The sequence below is a fragment of the Streptacidiphilus sp. MAP12-16 genome (assembly GCF_041262165.1).
Classification (GTDB): Bacteria; Actinomycetota; Actinomycetes; order Streptomycetales; family Streptomycetaceae; genus Streptacidiphilus.
On record NZ_JBGCBY010000003.1, the window covers coordinates 47439 to 64309 of the forward strand.

General features: G+C 70.6%; 19 protein-coding genes and 1 pseudogene. 13 read left to right on the forward strand and 7 right to left on the reverse strand.

Going from position 1 to position 16871, the window contains the following annotated elements; genetic code table 11:
- Positions 1-5: 5 nt before the first annotated feature.
- Entirely contained in the window at positions 6-989 is a 984-nt protein-coding gene (locus ABIA33_RS04085; RefSeq protein WP_370077008.1) for an asparaginase, read from the forward strand.
- A gap of 35 nt (positions 990-1024) precedes the next feature.
- On the opposite strand, the gene ABIA33_RS04090 is transcribed toward ABIA33_RS04085, so the two are convergent.
- Positions 1025-1531 carry a YbjN domain-containing protein gene (locus tag ABIA33_RS04090; RefSeq protein WP_370077009.1) on the reverse strand — a complete coding sequence of 169 codons (507 nt, stop codon included), beginning with the start codon at positions 1529-1531 and terminating at the stop codon, positions 1025-1027.
- A gap of 9 nt (positions 1532-1540) precedes the next feature.
- The gene (gene mshA / locus ABIA33_RS04095) at positions 1541-3010 is read right to left on the reverse strand and encodes a D-inositol-3-phosphate glycosyltransferase (RefSeq protein WP_370077011.1); all 1470 of its coding nucleotides are present in this window, start codon (positions 3008-3010) and stop codon (positions 1541-1543) included.
- Positions 3011-3085: 75 nt separating this feature from the next.
- Between mshA and ABIA33_RS04100 the strand changes: the two genes are divergently transcribed.
- Together ABIA33_RS04100 and ABIA33_RS04105 are read left to right on the forward strand one after the other, a co-directional pair.
- The gene (locus ABIA33_RS04100; RefSeq protein ID WP_370077013.1) at positions 3086-3922 is read left to right on the forward strand and encodes a class I SAM-dependent methyltransferase; all 837 of its coding nucleotides are present in this window, start codon (positions 3086-3088) and stop codon (positions 3920-3922) included.
- A 112-nt stretch (positions 3923-4034) separates the two neighbouring features.
- Positions 4035-5114, forward strand: a complete 1080-nt coding sequence (locus ABIA33_RS04105; protein WP_370077015.1) for a C40 family peptidase — start codon at positions 4035-4037, stop codon at positions 5112-5114.
- A 64-nt stretch (positions 5115-5178) separates the two neighbouring features.
- Here ABIA33_RS04105 and ABIA33_RS04110 read toward each other — a convergent pair whose 3' ends face one another.
- On the reverse strand, positions 5179-5730 hold the full coding sequence (locus ABIA33_RS04110; protein WP_370077017.1) for an O-acetyl-ADP-ribose deacetylase: 552 nt from the start codon (positions 5728-5730) through the stop codon (positions 5179-5181).
- A gap of 248 nt (positions 5731-5978) precedes the next feature.
- On the opposite strand from ABIA33_RS04110, the gene ABIA33_RS04115 reads away from it, so the two are divergent.
- Positions 5979-7289: a PP2C family protein-serine/threonine phosphatase gene (locus ABIA33_RS04115; protein ID WP_370077019.1), complete on the forward strand. Its 1311-nt coding sequence runs from the start codon at positions 5979-5981 to the stop codon at positions 7287-7289.
- 99 nt (positions 7290-7388) lie between these two features.
- On the opposite strand, the gene ABIA33_RS04120 is transcribed toward ABIA33_RS04115, so the two are convergent.
- The 3 genes from ABIA33_RS04120 to ABIA33_RS04130 form a co-directional block, all read right to left on the reverse strand.
- On the reverse strand, positions 7389-7724 hold the full coding sequence (locus ABIA33_RS04120; protein WP_370077751.1) for a DUF2516 family protein: 336 nt from the start codon (positions 7722-7724) through the stop codon (positions 7389-7391).
- A gap of 167 nt (positions 7725-7891) precedes the next feature.
- Positions 7892-8467 (reverse strand): hypothetical protein, encoded by a 576-nt coding sequence (locus ABIA33_RS04125; protein ID WP_370077021.1) that lies wholly within the window; start codon positions 8465-8467, stop codon positions 7892-7894.
- A 13-nt stretch (positions 8468-8480) separates the two neighbouring features.
- A complete protein-coding gene (locus tag ABIA33_RS04130) occupies positions 8481-8888 on the reverse strand; it encodes a helix-turn-helix domain-containing protein (RefSeq protein ID WP_370077023.1) in 408 nt (135 codons plus the stop codon).
- Between the two features lie 239 nt (positions 8889-9127).
- Between ABIA33_RS04130 and ABIA33_RS04135 the strand changes: the two genes are divergently transcribed.
- The 9 genes and pseudogenes from ABIA33_RS04135 (at position 9128) to ABIA33_RS04175 (ending at position 15470) form a co-directional block, all read left to right on the forward strand.
- Positions 9128-9484 (forward strand): YciI family protein, encoded by a 357-nt coding sequence (locus ABIA33_RS04135; RefSeq protein WP_370077025.1) that lies wholly within the window; start codon positions 9128-9130, stop codon positions 9482-9484.
- 118 nt (positions 9485-9602) lie between these two features.
- The gene (locus tag ABIA33_RS04140; protein WP_370077027.1) at positions 9603-10100 is read left to right on the forward strand and encodes a peptidylprolyl isomerase; all 498 of its coding nucleotides are present in this window, start codon (positions 9603-9605) and stop codon (positions 10098-10100) included.
- 151 nt (positions 10101-10251) lie between these two features.
- Positions 10252-10833 (forward strand): dihydrofolate reductase family protein, encoded by a 582-nt coding sequence (locus tag ABIA33_RS04145; RefSeq protein WP_370077029.1) that lies wholly within the window; start codon positions 10252-10254, stop codon positions 10831-10833.
- 103 nt (positions 10834-10936) lie between these two features.
- Positions 10937-11734 carry a GNAT family N-acetyltransferase gene (locus ABIA33_RS04150; RefSeq protein ID WP_370077031.1) on the forward strand — a complete coding sequence of 266 codons (798 nt, stop codon included), beginning with the start codon at positions 10937-10939 and terminating at the stop codon, positions 11732-11734.
- Entirely contained in the window at positions 11731-12084 is a 354-nt protein-coding gene (locus tag ABIA33_RS04155) for a YciI family protein (protein ID WP_370077033.1), read from the forward strand. The genes ABIA33_RS04150 and ABIA33_RS04155 overlap by 4 nt, the downstream gene beginning before the upstream one ends.
- A gap of 19 nt (positions 12085-12103) precedes the next feature.
- Complete coding sequence (locus ABIA33_RS04160; protein ID WP_370077035.1) at positions 12104-13372, forward strand: RNA polymerase sigma factor; 1269 nt, start codon at positions 12104-12106, stop codon at positions 13370-13372.
- Positions 13373-13558: 186 nt separating this feature from the next.
- On the forward strand, positions 13559-13972 hold the full coding sequence (locus tag ABIA33_RS04165) for a hypothetical protein (protein WP_370077037.1): 414 nt from the start codon (positions 13559-13561) through the stop codon (positions 13970-13972).
- Positions 13973-13975: 3 nt separating this feature from the next.
- Positions 13976-14365 (forward strand): annotated as a pseudogene (locus tag ABIA33_RS04170) (thiol-disulfide oxidoreductase DCC family protein); the annotation flags it as partial.
- Between the two features lie 265 nt (positions 14366-14630).
- Positions 14631-15470 (forward strand): TetR family transcriptional regulator, encoded by an 840-nt coding sequence (locus ABIA33_RS04175; RefSeq protein ID WP_370077039.1) that lies wholly within the window; start codon positions 14631-14633, stop codon positions 15468-15470.
- A gap of 26 nt (positions 15471-15496) precedes the next feature.
- On the opposite strand, the gene ABIA33_RS04180 is transcribed toward ABIA33_RS04175, so the two are convergent.
- Positions 15497-16861: a GNAT family N-acetyltransferase gene (locus ABIA33_RS04180; RefSeq protein ID WP_370077041.1), complete on the reverse strand. Its 1365-nt coding sequence runs from the start codon at positions 16859-16861 to the stop codon at positions 15497-15499.
- Between the last annotated feature and the right edge of the window lie 10 nt (positions 16862-16871).

Sequence of the window (16871 nt, forward strand, 5' to 3'; positions counted from 1 at the left end):
CCACCATGACCACCACGGCCACCACACAGCCCGCCGTCCCCGAGTCGGCTGTCGTCCTGGCCGAGGTGGTCCGCTCAGGCTTCGTCGAGGGCCACCACCGGGGCGGCCTGGTCGTCCTGGCGGCCGACGGCTCGATTGACTTCTCCCTCGGCGCCCCGGAGACCCCGATCTTCCCGCGCTCCAGCAACAAGCCCATGCAGGCGGCGGCGATCCTCCGGACCGGCCTCGACCTGGACGGAGAACTGCTCGCCCTCGCTGCCGCCAGCCATTCCGCAGAATCGTTTCATCTGGACGGCGTGCGCAAGATCCTCGCCGAGGCCGGACTGAACACGGGCCACTTGCAGACGCCTCCCTCGCTGCCCCTGGACGAGGCCGAGCAGGAGGCGTGGATACGCTCCGGCGGCCACCCCGAACCGATCCTGATGGACTGCTCGGGCAAGCACGCCGCGATGCTCGCCGCCTGCGTCGCACGAGGCTGGGACACCACCAGCTACCTCGACCTGAACCACCCGGTTCAGCAGCAGGTCCTCGCCACGCTCGAGCAGCTGAGCGGCGAGACCGTGTCCGCCGTCGGCACCGACGGTTGCGGTGCGCCGCTGATGGCGATCAGCCTGGTCGGCCTGGCCCGCGCCTTCCGTGCCATGGTCCTTGCGGACGCGGGCACCCCGGAGCGCCGGGTCGCGGACGCCATGCGGGCCCACCCCGAGTACGTGGCCGGCACCCGCCGGGTCGACACCTGGCTGATGCGCGGCGTCCCCGGCGCGATGGCGAAGATGGGTGCGGAAGCCGTCCAGGCGGTGGCCCTGTCCGACGGCCGGGCCCTGGCCTTCAAGATCGACGACGGTGCGTACCGTGCCGTGGGTCCGGTGCTCGCTGCCACTCTCCGCCGGATGGGTGTCACCGCGACCGGCGACACCCTCAACCGCATCGGCTCCGCGCCCCTCTTCGGCGGTGGACACCCGGTCGGCGAGGTCCGCGCCGCGTTCTGACGGGCGGCGTTCCGGCGTTCGCGCTCCCCAGGTCGTCAGCCGTCCGCGCTCGTCAGATGCGTGAAGGCGTCCAGATTGCGGGTGGACTCGCCCCGCTTGGTGCGCCATTCCCACTCGCGCCGGATGGCTGTCGCGAAGCCCAGTTCGAGCAGGGTGTTGAACGGCTCGTCGGCGTTGGTGAGGACTGCCCCCAGCAGCCGGTCCACCTCCTCCGCCGTCACTGCCGCCAGCGGAAGCCGTCCGGCGAGGTAGACGTCGCCGAGACGGTCGATCGCATAGGCCAGCCCGTACAGGCGGGTGTTGCGTTCGAGGAGCCAGCGGTAGAACGCCTCATGGTTCTCGTCCGGGTGGCGCACCACGAAGGCGTTGATGCTCAGGGTGTGCTCACCGACCCGCAGCGAGCAGGTCGTGGACAGCTTCCGGGTCCCCGGCAGGGTCGCGACGAAGGTGTACGGGTCGTCGGCGGGCTGCTCCCACGCCACCCCCGCGTCGTCCAGGGCCGACCGAAGAACCTCGAGCGCCTGCGCGCGTGCTGAGTCCATGCCCCGACGTTACCGCGCGGTCCGGGCCTCACCCTGCTCCTGGTCCTGCCCCTGTCCCTGCCCCTGTCCCTGAACCGATCCCGGTCCCGATCCCTGCGCCTGGTCGTACACCTTCACGGTCTCGGTGGCGGCGCTGGCCCAGCCGAAGCCGGCGGCGTGGCGGGCCGCCGCCACGCCCATCCGGGCGGCGAGCTCGGGGGCGTCGACCAGGCGCCGCAGCGTACGGGCCCAGTCGCGGGGGTCGTGGCCGTCCACCAGAAAGCCGGTCTCGCCGTCCCGCACCGCCACCGGCAGGCCGCCGACCGCTGCGGCGACGACCGGAGTCCCGCAGGCCTGGGCCTCTAGTGCCACCAGGCCGAAAGATTCGCTGTAGGACGGCATCACCAGCGCTGTGGCGGCCCGGTACCAGTCGGCGAGTTCTACCTGCCCCACTGGCGGGTGGAAGCGGACCACGTCGGAGATGCCGAGTTGTGCGGCGAGCTTGTGCAGGCTCTCGGGCCGGGCGAGACCACTGCCGCTGGGGCCGCCGACGATCGGCACGACCAGGCGCTCGCGTAGCGGGGGATCGTTCCGCAGCAGTTCGGCAACGGCGCGAAGAAGCACGTCAGGAGCCTTGAGGGGTTGAATCCGACCGGCGAAGAGCAGCACGGTCGCGTCGAGGGGGAGCCCGAGTCGGGCGCGGACGGCCGCACGCTCGGTGTGCTCCGACCTATGGTCCACGGCGTCCCCGACGGTGCCGGTGGGCGTCGCGCTGGCCGGCCGGAAGACCTCCAGATTGACGCCGGGGTGGACGACGGAGAGCTGGTCCGGACGTGCGCCGTAGTGCAGGGCCAGCGCGTCGGCCTCTTCCGACGTGTTGGCTATCAGCCGGTCGGCGGCGCCGACCACCTGGGTCTCGCCGATGACCCGGGCGAGGGGCTCGGGAGTGTCGCCCGCCGCAAGGGCGGCGTTCTTGACCTTCGCCATGGTGTGCATGGTGTGCACCAGCGGCACACCCCAGCGGTCCGCCGCGAGCCAGCCGACCTGCCCGGACAGCCAGTAGTGCGAGTGAACCAGGTCGTAGTACCCGGGCCGGTACCCGGCTTCGGCCCGCAGCACGCCGTGGGTGAAGGCGCAGAGCTGGGCCGGGAGGTCCTCCTTGACCAGGCCCTCGTACGGTCCGGCCGTGACATGGCGGACCAGGACGCCGGGCGCGAGCTCGACGGTCGGCGGCAGCTCCGACGCGGTGGCGCGGGTGAATATCTCCACTTCGACGCCGAGATCGGCGAGGCGTTTGGAGAGTTCCACGATGTAGACGTTCATTCCACCCGCGTCGCCCGTACCGGGCTGGTGCAGTGGGGAGGTGTGCACGCTCAGCATCGCCACGCGGGCAGGGCGCTGGGTCACCGCTCGTCCTCTCGTTCCAGCTCCGGCCGCTCGGCGACCCGTCAACACAGTCAGCAACAGAAACCAGACCGCAGCGATTCCCCAACGGCGCATTGTCTCCTTCTGTTGTGTCCTGGTGCCATATGACCTGGTCTGTGTGTGCGCGGAGCTCCGCGTACGCTGCCTCGTATGGGTGTACGCACGGGGGTCCGGACTGCTCGGCCGGTCGGCGCGGTGACCCGGGGCACCACCAATCCCAACCGGCTGCGGCGGATGGACCGCTGGATCGCGGCGGAGCTGGCCCCGGCCCTGCGCCGCGCGGACGCACCGCCGATCGCCGTCGACCTCGGGTACGGCGCCGCCCCCTGGACGGCCGTGGAACTGCGCCGGCGGTTGGCCGCGGTGCGCGCCGACGTACGCGTCGTCGGTATCGAGATCGAGCCGGAGCGGGTGGCCGTCGCCCAGGAGTACGCCCGACCCCCCGAGCTGACCTTCCGCCGGGGTGGCTTCGAGGTCCCCCTGAACGGCATGAGCGCTCCCGGCCGTACCGGCGGCACGGACGCCCTGCTCATCCGCGCTGCCAACGTACTGCGTCAGTACGACGAGGCGCAGGTGGCGGACGCCTGGGCGCTGCTCCGCGGTCGGCTCGCGCCTGACGGCATGCTGGTGGAGGGCACCTGTGACGAGATCGGCCGCCGTCATGTCTGGGTGGCACTCGACCGGGGCGGCGCGCGCACGGTGACCTTCGCCGCCCGGCTGGCGGACCTGGACCGGCCCTCCGACCTGGCAGAACGACTGCCCAAGGCGCTGATCCACCGCAACGTGCCGGGTGAGCCGGTGCACGCCTTCCTGCGCGACCTGGACCGTGCCTGGGCGGCCGCCGCCCCGTACGCGGACTTCGGCGTACGGCAGCGCTGGATCGCCATGGCGCGCACGGTCGCCGCCGACTGGCCCATCCTCGACGGCCCGCGCCGCTGGCGCCAAGGTGAACTGACGGTGCGTTGGGACGCGGTCGCGCCCGCCTAGGAGACCGCTCCTCGCCGTCCCTGCCTGCGCCTCTGTCATAGCCCTGTCCCTTTCTTCTGTCGCATGGCACCATCCAACATTCCTGACTGTCCGTCAGATATGGAGGTGTGCCATGTCTCGCAAGCGTCGCCTGGGAACGCTCGCCCTGACCGTCTGCGCCCTGGCCGTGACTCCCGCCGCCTACGGAACCCCCGCCGCCGGCTCGCCCGCCGCCGCGCCCGCCCTCTCGCCCGCCACATCGTCCGCCGCATCCCCGTCCCCGTCCCGGGTGGCCCAGGTGGAACGGCAGTTGGCCACGCTCTACCAGCAGGCGGAGTCGGCCACGGCGGCGTATGACACCGCGAACCAAGCGGTCACCACTCAGGTTCAGCAGGTCGTCGCCATCGCCAAGGCGATCGTCGCCGCCCAGGACAAGGTCACCGCACTGAAGGCGCTGATCGGCCAGGTCGCCGCGGCGGCCTACCGGGGCGGGGGGCTCCCGCCGAGTGTCCAACTCCTCCTCTCCTCCGACCCGCAGGGCTATCTCGCCAACATCCCCCTGATCGACCGGGCGACGGCTTCCGCAGGCCAGCTCTCGACCGAGTTGCAGACCACCGAAACCCAGCTCTCCCAGTACGGAGCCGAGGCCACCGGCTACCTCCAGTCCCTCGCCGCCGACCAGGCCGCCGCGGCAGCCGACGTGCGGGCCATCCAGTCGAGGCTGGCCTCGGCGAAGGCGCTGCTCGCCGGACTGCAGGCGGCCGAACTCACTCAGCTGCAGCAGCTTCAGACAGCCGACTCCTATGCCGCGCAGATGAAGTGGCGTTCGACTCTCTCGCCCGCGGAGCTCTCCCGCTCGGGCACCTCGCTCAGCAGTGTCGCCATCGCCTACGCCACCGCGCAGATCGGCCGTCCGTACACCTGGGGCGGAACCGGGCCGGACAGCTTCGACTGCTCCGGGCTCACCATGCGCTCCTGGCAGGCCGCAGGGATAGCGATCCCCCGGACCTCCGAAGAGCAGTGGGCCCAGCTCCCGCACGTCCCCGTCTCGCAGCTTCGCCCCGGGGATCTGATCATCTACTTCCACGACGCCAGCCATGTCGCGCTCTACGTCGGCGACGGCGCGATCATCCAAGCGCCGCACCCCGGCGCCCGGGTGGAACTGTCAGCGGCCGGCTCGATGCCCATCCTCGGTGTCGTCCGGCCGGACTAGCAAGCGATACGAACCACTTTCACTCGAACGAGTTATCGAATACTCGTGGCGTGTTGACGTCACTTCAGTCCACCATGGACCCATGCCCCAACCCCTCCCCCCACTCCCGGCGCACGGCCTCGAAGACCTCGTAGGTCTCCGGCCCGAAAAGGACGAACCGCGCCTCGGAGAGGCCGCTCGGAGTGTCCCGAACGGTGCCGAGGGCGATGCGTGCGGCGTCGCGCAGCGGCCAGCCGTAGATCCCGGCCGAGACCGCCGGCAGCGCCAGCGTCCGCACGCCCAACTCGTCCGCGACGCGCAGCGATTCCCGGTAGCAGGAGGCCAGCAGTGCCGCCCGCTCCGGAGCGCCGGCCGAGTAGACGGGCCCGACCATGTGGATCACCCACGTCGCGGGCAGGTTCCCCGCGGTGGTGGCCACGGCCTGACCCGTGGCCAGCCCCTTGCCGTAGTGCGAAGCCCGCAGCGCCCGGCACGCGGCCAGGACCTCAGGGCCGCCCTTGCGATGAATCGCACCGTCGACGCCGCCGCCGCCGAGCAGAGACGAGTTGGCTGCGTTGACGACCGCGTCCACCCACTGCTCGGTGATATCACCCTGAATCAGCGTGATCTCCATCACGCCCTCCTTTCCGTAGTTCGCACGCTATCGCCCGGGCTGCCGCCCCGGCGCCCGGCGTCGGCCGACCTCAGCCGCCACTTCACAGGCGACGGACATTCCGGGTCGGCCCGCCATCGGGGTGACCGGCTGTGCGGAGGCGTTGTGGAGATCACGTTAGGGTCACGAGGACGGCGCAGGATCATGGTGTCTGATGGGCACTGCAACCGCCGCCCAACCGTTGCACAGCCGGGGAGAGGGAGGTACCGCTGATGCCCGCGACCGAACGCGCGCACGACCCGCAGCAGAGCAGGCCCAGTGCTGCGCCCATACCGCGCCCGCGCCCGGCCACCGCACCCGTCGCGCCCGTGGTGTCCTTCCTCGCCCAGGTCGCTCCGGCGGCCCCGCTGTCGGTCCTCCTGATCGACGACGATCCGCAGGACGCCGAGGTGTTCCGCAACCTCCTGGCCGAGGTCGGCGCCGAGGTGCAGTTGCGCTGGGCCCGCAGCCTGGACGAGGCCGCGGCGATGCTCAACGCCGACACCGCCTGCATCCTGCTCGACCTCGAACTCCCGGACGGCGGCGGTCTGGACGGCCTGCGCAGGCTGCTCCGGCGCGCGCCCCGCACCGCCGTGCTCGCCGTCACCGGCACCGCCGACGTGCACCTGGGCGCCGCGGCCGTGGCCGCCGGCGCGCAGGACTTCCTGGTCAAGCACGAGATCGACGGCCGGCTGCTGACCCGCGCCGTCCGCTACGCCGTCGAACGCAAGAGAGCCGACGAGTCGCAGCGACGCCTTGTGGAGGCAGAGCTGAGAGGCCAGGAGAACGCCCGCCTACAGCGGCACCTGCTGCCCACCCCGCTGCTCGACGGGTCAGGGCTGGCCTTCCACGCCCGCTATCGTCCGGGTCGCCGCCGAGCACTCCTCGGCGGCGACTTCTACGACGCCGTCCGCACGGCGGACGGCGTGGTCCATGTCGTCATCGGCGACGTCTGCGGCCACGGCCCGGACGAGGCCGCGCTCGGGGTGGCCCTGCGGATCGCCTGGCGCACCCTGGTCTTCGCGGGCCTCCACGGCGAAGCCCTGCTCGGTACGCTCCAGCGCGTCCTGGAGCACGAGCGCCGCAGCGAGGAGATCTTCGCGACGCTGTGCATGCTGGCCATCGAACCTGACAGTGAGTACGCCGAGCTGCACCTCGCCGGTCACCCTGCCCCGCTGCTGCTGCACGAGGGCTGCGAGCCCGAACTGCTGCCGTACGACTTCGGCGGCCCCGCGCTGGGACTGCTGCCGATGGAGGGCGAGGCGGGGGAGGAGCAGTGGCCGCCGCGCAAGGTCCGGCTGGGCGAGGCGTGGAGCCTGATGCTCTACACCGACGGCCTGATCGAGGGCCGGATAGGCGCTGGCACGCGCCGCCTGGGCCAGGAGGGGCTGATCGCGATGATCGGCGACCACCAGGAGAGCGGCCTGCGGGACGAGCTCCTCATCGACACGGCCATGTCCGAGGTCGAGGACCTCAACGGCGGCGCGCTCGCCGACGACGTCGCCGTCCTGCTCCTGACGCGCGGGGCAACCGCGCTGCTGTGACCTGCGGCCGACCCCTTCAGGCGGGTCCCGGCCGGTCTCAACCGTCCGGCGCGCGCGAGGTCCGCGCGAGAGGTCCGGGTGCGAGGTCCGGGAGGGCGGTCACCAGGGCCCGTACGGGCCCATGTGATTGCGGTCGTCCTTCTTGTTCCTGCCCCCGCGCGGCGGCGTGACGGCCCTGACCTTGGGACGCACGTCCACGACGTAGACGATCGCCGCGATCAGCCCGATCAGGTTCAGGAACAGGCCGCCCACGGGCACGAAGCTCACGGCCACCACCAGACCCAGAATGATCAGCCAGAAGGGCTTCGTCTGCTTGTCGACGGCCCGGAAGGCGTCCTCGCGCCTGATCGCCGCGTCGACGAAGGCGAAGACCTTGAACACCAGCAAGGCGATCATCAGCCACGACAGGACGGAACTGAACCCGTCCACCAGGATGCCGCTCGCAGCCAGCTGCACGATTATCACGTCTCCTCGGCCCTGCACAGTCCTGCCGGATTCAGGTATTCATCGTCCCACGGGGCTGTCCCCGGCATGAGAACGAAGGGAACGCGCCGAGGGTGCCCCGGCGCGTTCCTTCTTCTTTCACACTCCTGCCCAAGTGATCAGGCCTTCGGAGCGGGCTTCCGCGGCGTGGTGCGCTTCGCCGCGGGCTTCGCGGGCGCCTCCGGCTCGACCGCCGCGGCGGCGTCGGTGACCTTGGTCGCGGCCTGCTCGGCGATCTGGTCGACCTCGGCCGCGAAGGCGTCGGCCTTCGACTCGGCCTTGGCGGCGATCTCCACAAGCTCGTCCGCCGTGTCCTTGCGCTGACGGTCCACGACGACCTTGCCGCGCTCGGCCAGCTCGTCGTACATCTCGCGCGCCTTGACGGCGAGTTCGGCGGCCCGGCCGACCGACTGCAGGGCGAAGTCCTGGGCCTTCTCCTGAAGCGACTTGAAGTCGCTCGGCAGGCTGGACACGGTCTCGTTGACCTTGGCCTGAGCCTCGGTCAGCCTGGTCTGGGCCTCCTGCAGGCGGGCCGTGGCCCGCTCCTGCACGACCTTGCGGTCGGTGCCGGCAAGGGTGGCAGCCTTCTCGGGCACCTCGCGCAGCTTCTCCACCGCGAGGTCACCGGCGCCGGCGAGGGCGTACAGCGGCGTGGGGTCCGAGAGGGTCTTGCGGAGATCATCGGTGATGGGCATGGGAGTTCCTCCCCTAGTCGGGATCTACCTGGGTCCTGCCGGCACTGGTCTCCGGCTCCTTCTCCTCCGAGTCCGCATTCGCGTTCTCCTTGAGGAAGGAGTCGTAGACGGCGAGCAGCACCTGTTTCTGCCGCTCGTTGATCAGCGAGTCCGCGAAGATGGCGGCCCGGAGCTCCAGACCGTCCTCCTCGCGCTCGTCGAGGATCCCCGCCTGCACGTACAGCGTCTCCGCCGAGATCCGCAGCGCCTTGGCGATCTGCTGCAGAATCTCCGCGCTCGGCTTGCGCAACCCGCGCTCGATCTGGCTGAGGTACGGGTTCGACACCCCGGCGGCGTCGGCCAACTGACGCAGTGAATACTGCGCGTGCCTTCGCTGCTCACGGATGTACTCGCCGAGCGAGCCGACGTTCAGTGAGGCCATGCCCCTACTGTGCACCCACGGTGCTAACTTTTGCAAGCACGCTGCTTGCAAGTGTGACCCAGGCTCTACGTGACCCAGGGCCCCCGTGTGACCCAGGACCGGCTGCGCGGAGCGCTCCGGTGGCTGCTCCGGAGGAATCCCAGAAGAATCCTGGAAGGGGTGTCGATCCGGCCGTCTCCTGTTCGACGCAAGGGGTGAGAGGCAGGGAAAGCCCCAGCCCTCCCGACCGAGGAGTCACCATGCCGCGTTACCTGACGATGATCCGCATGGACGAGCAGAACCTTCCCGCCGAGGACCCCGGCCCTGAGTTCGCGCAGCGCATGGGCGCACTGCTGGAAGAGATCACCAAGGCCGGGGTGATGCTGGACACGGCCGGGCTCACCCCGACCTCCGAGGGCACCCGGGCCACCTGGTCCGACGGCAAGGTCAGCTACACCGACGGCCCCTTCACCGAGAGCAAGGAAGTCATCGGCGGCTACGCCATCCTCCAGGCCAAGGACAAGGCCGAGGCCCTTGAGTGGACCAACCGGTTCCTCCAGGCCCACCCGGAGCACTGGACCATCACCGCCGAGGTCCGCGAGATCGCCGCGAACTGATCCGGACGGCCCTGCCCTGCCGTGCCCCGACCTGCCCCGACCCGCCTGCGCCAGGACAAGGGCGACACGAGACGTACGGAAAGTCTCATCCGGGGCCGAGGGATGCCAGGATGGTGGTATGACGATCAAGGTCTACTTCGACATCACCATCAACGACGAGCCCGCCGGGCGGATCACCTTCAACCTGTTCGACGACGTGGTTCCCAAGACGGCGGAGAACTTCCGTGCGCTGGCGACCGGCGAGAAGGGCTTCGGCTTCAAGGGTTCGTCCTTCCACCGGGTCATTCCCGCCTTCATGCTGCAGGGCGGCGACTTCACCAGGGGCAACGGCACCGGCGGCAAGAGCATCTACGGAGAGAAGTTCCCCGACGAGAACTTCAAGCTCACGCACAGCAAGCCGGGCCTGCTCTCGATGGCCAACAGCGGACCGAACTCCAACGGCTCCCAGTTCTTCATCACCACTGTGGTGACGTCGTGGCTGGACGGCAAGCACGTCGTGTTCGGGGAGGTCGACGGCAAGGAGAGCATGGACCTGGTCACGAAGATCGAGGGCTACGGCACCTCGAGCGGGAAGACCAAGGCCAAGATCACCATCGCGGACAGCGGAGTCGTCTGACGGCTGCGCTCCCCGCGCCCGACCGGAGCGCGCCGGCCGGCGGAATTCGCCGGCCGGCGCGCTCGCGTCGCGGTCGATTTGCCCGTGCGCCGTTCGTATAGGGGGTGAGAGGCCGGCACTGGGCCGCCTCCACACTCACGGAGGACCCTCCATGCGCAAGGTAGTCGTGACCACCAACGTGACGCTGGACGGTGTGATGCAGGCGCCGGGCCGTGCCGACGAGGACGTCCGCGGCGGGTTCGAGCACGGCGGCTGGGCGCTGCCGTACGAGGACGAGATCAAGGCCAAGGCGATGGGCCAGGGCATGGCCCAGACCGGCGCGATGCTGTTCGGGAGGCGGACGTACGAGGACTTCTTCGCCGTATGGCCGAACCGGACGGACAACCCCTTCACCGAGTTCCTGGACGGCGTCCAGAAGTACGTCGCGTCGACGACGCTCACCGAGCCGCTCCCATGGCAGAACTCGACGCTGCTCCACGGTGACGCCGCAGATGCCGTGGCCGAGCTCAAGCGCCGGCCGGGGCCGGATCTCGCGGTGATCGGCAGCGGGGAACTGGCGCAGTCGCTGGCGCGCCGCGGGCTCGTGGACGAGTATGTGCTGCTCATCCATCCGCTGGTCCTCGGTTCCGGGCGGCGGCTGTTCCCGGATGGAGCGCCGGCGGCTCGGCTGAGACTCGTCGACAGCCTCTCCACCGGCACCGGGGTCGTCATCGCGACATACCAGCCGGAGTGACCGATCGCCCGGTCCGCGCGGGCAGATCCGGCCTGGTCAGATGGTGCGCGCGGACGGGTAAACCGATTTGCCGGGTCCGCCGGTCCGATGCTGGAGTGGGCGCATGGACAAACATCACGTGCTGGCGGCGTTCGACGAGCAGATGCGGCGGGACGCGCGGCCCGACGGTCCCGGGGCCCTGGTCGAGCGAGTCGGCGACGTGGTGCGGCAGGTCGACGCCGAGGGCGGCTGGAACGGCGTCGTCTGGTCGGACCTGGACCGGCAGACCGCGACCCCGGCGATCACCGAGCAGGTGCGTCACTTCACCGCGCTGGGACGAGAGTTCGAGTGGAAGCTCTACGCCCATGACCAACCCGTCGACCTCGGAGGGCGGCTGCTGGCTGCGGGGTTCCTGCCCGAGCCCGAGGAGGCACTGATGGTCGCGCCGGTGCGGGACCTCGCCACCGACGTCAGGCTCCCCGAAGGGATCAGCCTTCGGCTCGTGACCGACACGGCAGGCGTGGATCTCGTCGCGGACGTGCACGAGCAGGCATTCGGGACGGGGCCGTCCAGGATCAGGCGGCGCCTGCTCGCCCAACTCGCCGGGGGACCGGACCGGGTCGTCGCGGTCGTCGCGATGGCCGGCGACCTACCGGTGTGCGCGGCGCGGATGGAGTTGCACCAGGGGACCGAGTTCGCCAGCCTCTGGGGCGGGGGCACCGTGCCTGCCTGGCGCGGCCGGGGCATCTACCGGTCCCTGATCGCCTTCCGGGCGGGTATCGCGGACGAGCGCGGCTACCACTATCTGCAGGTGGACGCGTCCGACCAGAGCCGCCCGATCCTGCAGCGGCTCGGATTCGTCCTCCTGAGCAGCACCACTCCGTACCTGTACCAACTGGAGCCGAAGAGGTACTCACAATGAAGCAGTATCTGCTCACCGTGTACCAGCCCGACGGGGGAACTCCGCCGCCCGAGGTCCTGGCGAAGGTGATGGCGGACCTCGACGTCCTGCACGAGGAGATCAAGGCCGCGGGCGCCTGGGTCTTCGCCGGGGGGCTGCATCCGGCCGACACCGCGACCGTGCTCCGGCCAAGGAACGGCGACGTGCTCATCACCGACGGCCCCTACGCCGAGGGGAAGGAGCACATGGGCGGATTCCTGATCATCAAGGCGCCCGATCTCGACGCAGCGCTCGCCTGGGGCCGCAAGGCCAGCCTGGCAACCACCCTCCCCATCGAAGTGCGGCCGTTCCAGGGCGAAGCCGAGGACTGATGCCCGAGGCAGGCCCGAGGTGACGACTGTGCTCCACGCGGATATCGAGCGCGTGTTCCGTGCGGAGTACGGTCGCGCGGTGGCCGTTCTGGTCCGCGTCTTCGGGGACATCGACGTCGCCGAGGAGGCGGTGCAGGACGCCTTCACCACGGCGGTGGCTCGGTGGCCGTCCGCCGGACTGCCACCGAGCCCGGCGGGTTGGATCATCACCACCGCCCGCAACCGGGCGATCGACCGTCTCCGACGAGAGGCGTCCCGCCAGGACCGGTACGCCCAGGCCGCCCTGCTGCACCAAGGCGGCGAACGCGGCGAACGCGGCGAACGCGATGAAGGCGACGAACGGGCCGAGGAGGGTGCCGTGCGCGACGACCGGCTCCGCCTGATCTTCACCTGCTGCCACCCCGCGCTCGCCACGAGCGTCCAGGTCGCGCTGACTCTCCGGCTCCTGGGAGGGCTCACCACCACAGAGATCGCCCACGCGTTCCTGGTGCCCGAACCGACCATGGCGCAGCGGCTGGTTCGCGCCAAGGCCAAGATCCGCGATGCGGGGATCCCCTACCGGGTCCCCGCCGAGGCGGACCTCCCGGACCGGGTCCGGGCCGTGCTGGCCGTCGTCTACCTCATCTTCAACGAGGGCTACACGGCGAGTTCGGGCGACCGGCTGGTCCGCGAGGACCTCTGCGCCGAGGCCGTCCGCCTCGGCCGGCTCCTCGCCGAGCTCATGCCCGACGAACCGGAGGCCATGGGGCTGCTCGCGCTGATGCTGCTGGTCGAGTCGCGTCGGGCCGCCCGTACCACCCCGGGTGGCGACCTTGTGCTGCTGGCCGACCAGGACCGCGACCTCTGGGATCGCCGTCTCATCATCGAGGGCCAAGCCATCGTGCGGCGATGCCTCCGGCGCGACCAGCCCGGTCCGTATCAGATCCAGGCGGCGATCAGCGCCGTCCACAGCGACGCACCGACTGCCGCCGACACGGACTGGCGGCAGATCCTGCAGCTCTACGACCAGCTCCTGGCCCTCACCCCGAGCCCGGTCGTCGCCCTCAACCGCGCGGTCGCGGTGGCCGAGGTCGACGGTCCGGGTCCGGCGCTCGCCCTCGTCGACGCCCTCGCCCCGGCCCTCGACGGTTACCACCCGTTCCACGCCATCCGGGCCGACCTGCTCCGCCGCCTCGATCGCGCCGCCGAGGCGGCCCAGGCGTACCAGGCGGCGATCACCCGCACCGGGAACGCCGCCGAGCGCGCCTTCCTGGAGCGCAGCCGTGACCGGCTGGACGGCGTTCGGTAGTTCTCCGCCCGGCCCAGACCCGGCCGGGATCCGGCCCAGATCCGGCCCGGACCCGGCCCAGTGCGCGCCGCCAAGCGTGCGCCGAGTGCTGCCGAAAATCGGACTTGAACATGTTCAAAAACAGGTCTACAGTCCTGACCAACGCAAGATTTGAACGCGTTCAAATAACTCCCCAAGGGGCGGAACATGGACCTCACGGTCGTCACCTACGTCGTCTACCTGGCACTGAGCATCGGGCTCACGGTCTGGGTGGCCCGCACGCTCAGCCGCAGCGGGCACGTCTTCCTGGCCGACGTCTTCCACGGCAACGAGAAGCTCGCCGACGCCGTCAACCACCTGCTCGTGGTCGGCTTCTACCTGGTCAACCTGGGCTTCGTGGCGCTCTGGCTGCGCGGCGGAGACACCAACGTCACCACCACCCCGGGCGTCTTCACCGCGCTCTCCTACAAGGTCGGCACGGTGCTGCTGGTCCTCGGGGTGCTGCACCTCTGCAACGTCTACGTCCTCAACCGGATCCGTCGGCGCGGCCTGATGGACAACGAGCAGCGCCCGCCGGTCCCGCCGCAGGGCTGGACCACGCTCGCGCCGCACCAGGCCTGAGCCATGACCGCGACGACTGACGACCGGGGCCCCAGCGACGCCCCGGTCCGGCGACTGACGGTCCTCTACGACCAGGGCTGCCCGCTCTGCCGGCATGTCCGCGGCTGGCTGGAACGCCAGTGGCAGCTGGTGCCGCTGGACTTCGTCCCGGCCGGATCGCCTCAGGCGCAGCAGCGCTTCCCGGCGCTCGATCACGCCCGCACGCTCCGGGAGATCACGGTCGTCGGGGACGCCGGCCAGCTGTACGAGGGGTCGGCTGCCTGGGTGGTGTGCCTCTGGGCACTCCACGGCTACCGGGCGATGGCGCACCGGTTCAGCACACCGAGCGGGGCCCAGCTCGCCCGGGGCATGGTGCTTACCGCGGCCAAGTGGCGGGAGGCGTCCAAGGCATCCGCGGCCCGGTCGGGGCCGAGGCCGCAGCCTCAGGGATCCAGGCACCCCCTGGTGCCGAGGCTGCCCACCGCGCCCGCCGGGTCCACGGCGCCCACTGCTCCCGGCCGACCGACCGCACAGGGGTCGGTCGGTCGGCCGGGAAGCCCCTCCACCCCGCCCTGGGGCTGGAGCAGTGACGGAGCGGTCTGGCAGCCGCCCCGCACGAGGACCGCCTCCGAGCCCTGCGAGGGACACTGCACTCCGCAGTCCGACTAGCCTCTTGAGGGTGAACGACGCAGTGCCGGAGACCGAGACCCCCGCGCCCGAGACCCCCGCGCCCGAGCCGCCGCCCCGGCCGAAGAAGGCCAAGAGCGAGCAGACCCGGGCGCTGATCCTGGAGACCGCGATGCGGCTCTTCCAGGAGCGCGGCTACGACAAGACGACCATGCGGGCGATCGCGAGCGAAGCGGGTGTCTCGGTCGGAAACGCCTACTACTACTACGAAGGCAAAGAATTCCTGATTCAGGGGTTCTACGACCGGATGACCCACGAGCACGCGACCGAGGCTCGGGCGCGGATGGCAGGAAAGACCGACTTCGCGGAGCGATTGCAGATCGCGCTGGACTCCTGGGTGGACTGCGCGGCGCCGTACCACGAGTTCGCCGCACAGTTCTTCCGTACGGCGGCGGACCCGAACAGCGCGCTCAGCCCGTTCTCCAACGAGTCCCATCCCGCCCGGGCCACCGCCGTCCAGATCTTCCGCGAGGTGCTGGACGGCTCGGAGTTGGGCCCGAAGCTCGACGCCGAGCTGGACGAGCTGCTGCCGGACCTGCTCTGGCTGCACCTGATGGTCGTCGTCCTCTACTGGGTCTTTGACCGCACTGAGGACACGGAGCGCACCCGCGCCTTCGTCAAGCGCTGCGCTCCGTTCGTCGCCAAGATCGTCGCGCTCTCGCGCTACCGGGTGTTCCGCCCGCTGGTGCGCGATGCGACCGACATGATCCAGGAGTTCGTGCTCCCGACGATCGGTAAGACCGCAGTCGGTAAGACCGCAGTCGGTAAGGCCGCAGTCGGTAAGGCCGCAGTCGGTAAGACCGCAGGCGGGAAGCCCGGCCGGCGCTCCTGACGGCTGCCGGCCGGACTGGTGGACCGTCAGAAAACGTCCGGGCACCACGGCCGGAAGTCGGTGTGCAGCAGGGCCCCGGCCCGCGCGACACCGCCCGGGCGCAGCTCGGTGACGAGTCCGGCGGCGTGCAGCCGGGCCACGGACTGATTGCCCAGGTACAGCGTCCCCAGCGTGCTCACGTCCAGAGCGAGGTCGGCCGCCTCACCGGACCCCGAGGCAGAGACCGAGGCAGCGCCCGAAGCGGAGCCTGCGGCGGAACCCTCACCGACGCGCTCGCAACGCCCTGTCCCGTCCTCCGCAGCCTCGATCGCCCAGCGCCCGTCCGCGTAGCCGAGCCGGTCGCTCACCTGCAGCACCACCCGCCCCGCCGCGGCATAACTACGGGCGCCGAACGCCGTCGCCGGGTCCAGGACCCGCACCCACATGAAGTCGTCGCTGCTGTCGCCGCCGTCCACGCAGGCGCGCGGATCGTCGAGGAGCAGCGGCAGCGGGTCGTCGGGGGCGATGTTGCTGATCTCGACACGGTCAATCCAGTCCACATTGAGCGCGTAGCGCCACAACGCGGCCGCGGCGGCGCGGTCCACCGCGAAGTGGTCGCGGACCTTCAGCGCGGACTTGGTGACGAAGTTGGGCCACTCGTCGGTGATCGTGTACGCGAGCATCCCGGCGGGTCGGCCCGCCGGATCGCGGTAGAGGACGACCAGCGGTTCCGTCCAGTCGGCACCCGGTTGCCGCAGTTCGCCGGTGAGGAAGCGCCAGTTGACGGTGCGTCGGTCGATCGCGCCCGGCTGGGTACGGCGGAAGCGGTCGTGCAGTTCGGGGCCGAGCTTCCCCTGCTCCTCCATGGTCAGCAGTTCGAAGCTGCCCCCCTCCGCCTCGGCCGGGACGCGTACATCGCCCGCGCGGAGTTTGTCGATGGTGTAGCCCTTGTGCCCGGTGGCGGGGCCGAAGCCGTAGCGGCCGTAGATCCGGTACTCGGCGGCGATCAGGATCGCGAGGCTGTCTCCGCGCTCCGAGGCGGCGGCCAGGTCCTGGGTCATCATCCGGGTGAGCAGGCCGCGCCGGCGGTGGGTCGCGGAGACGGCGACGTTGGTGATGGCGTCGGTGACCAGGGTCGCGCCGCCGGGGACGGTCAACTCCCGCTCGGTGCTGCGGAAGGTACCGACGCAGCGCGCGCCGTCGAAGGCGCCGAGCGAGCGGCCGGGTGTGAACTGCTCCCTGCGGAACTCCACTTCTCCGTCGCCCTTGGGCCGCATGAAGCCGCTGGACAGCGCCTTCCCCCATTCGCCGAGTTCGGACTCCTCGATCACCCGGATCGTGATTCCGTCGGTGCCCGGCTGCCCGGATGTGGTCGTCACGGTCTCGGTTCCCGCCCTGTCCTCAGTCGCCATACCGGGCACC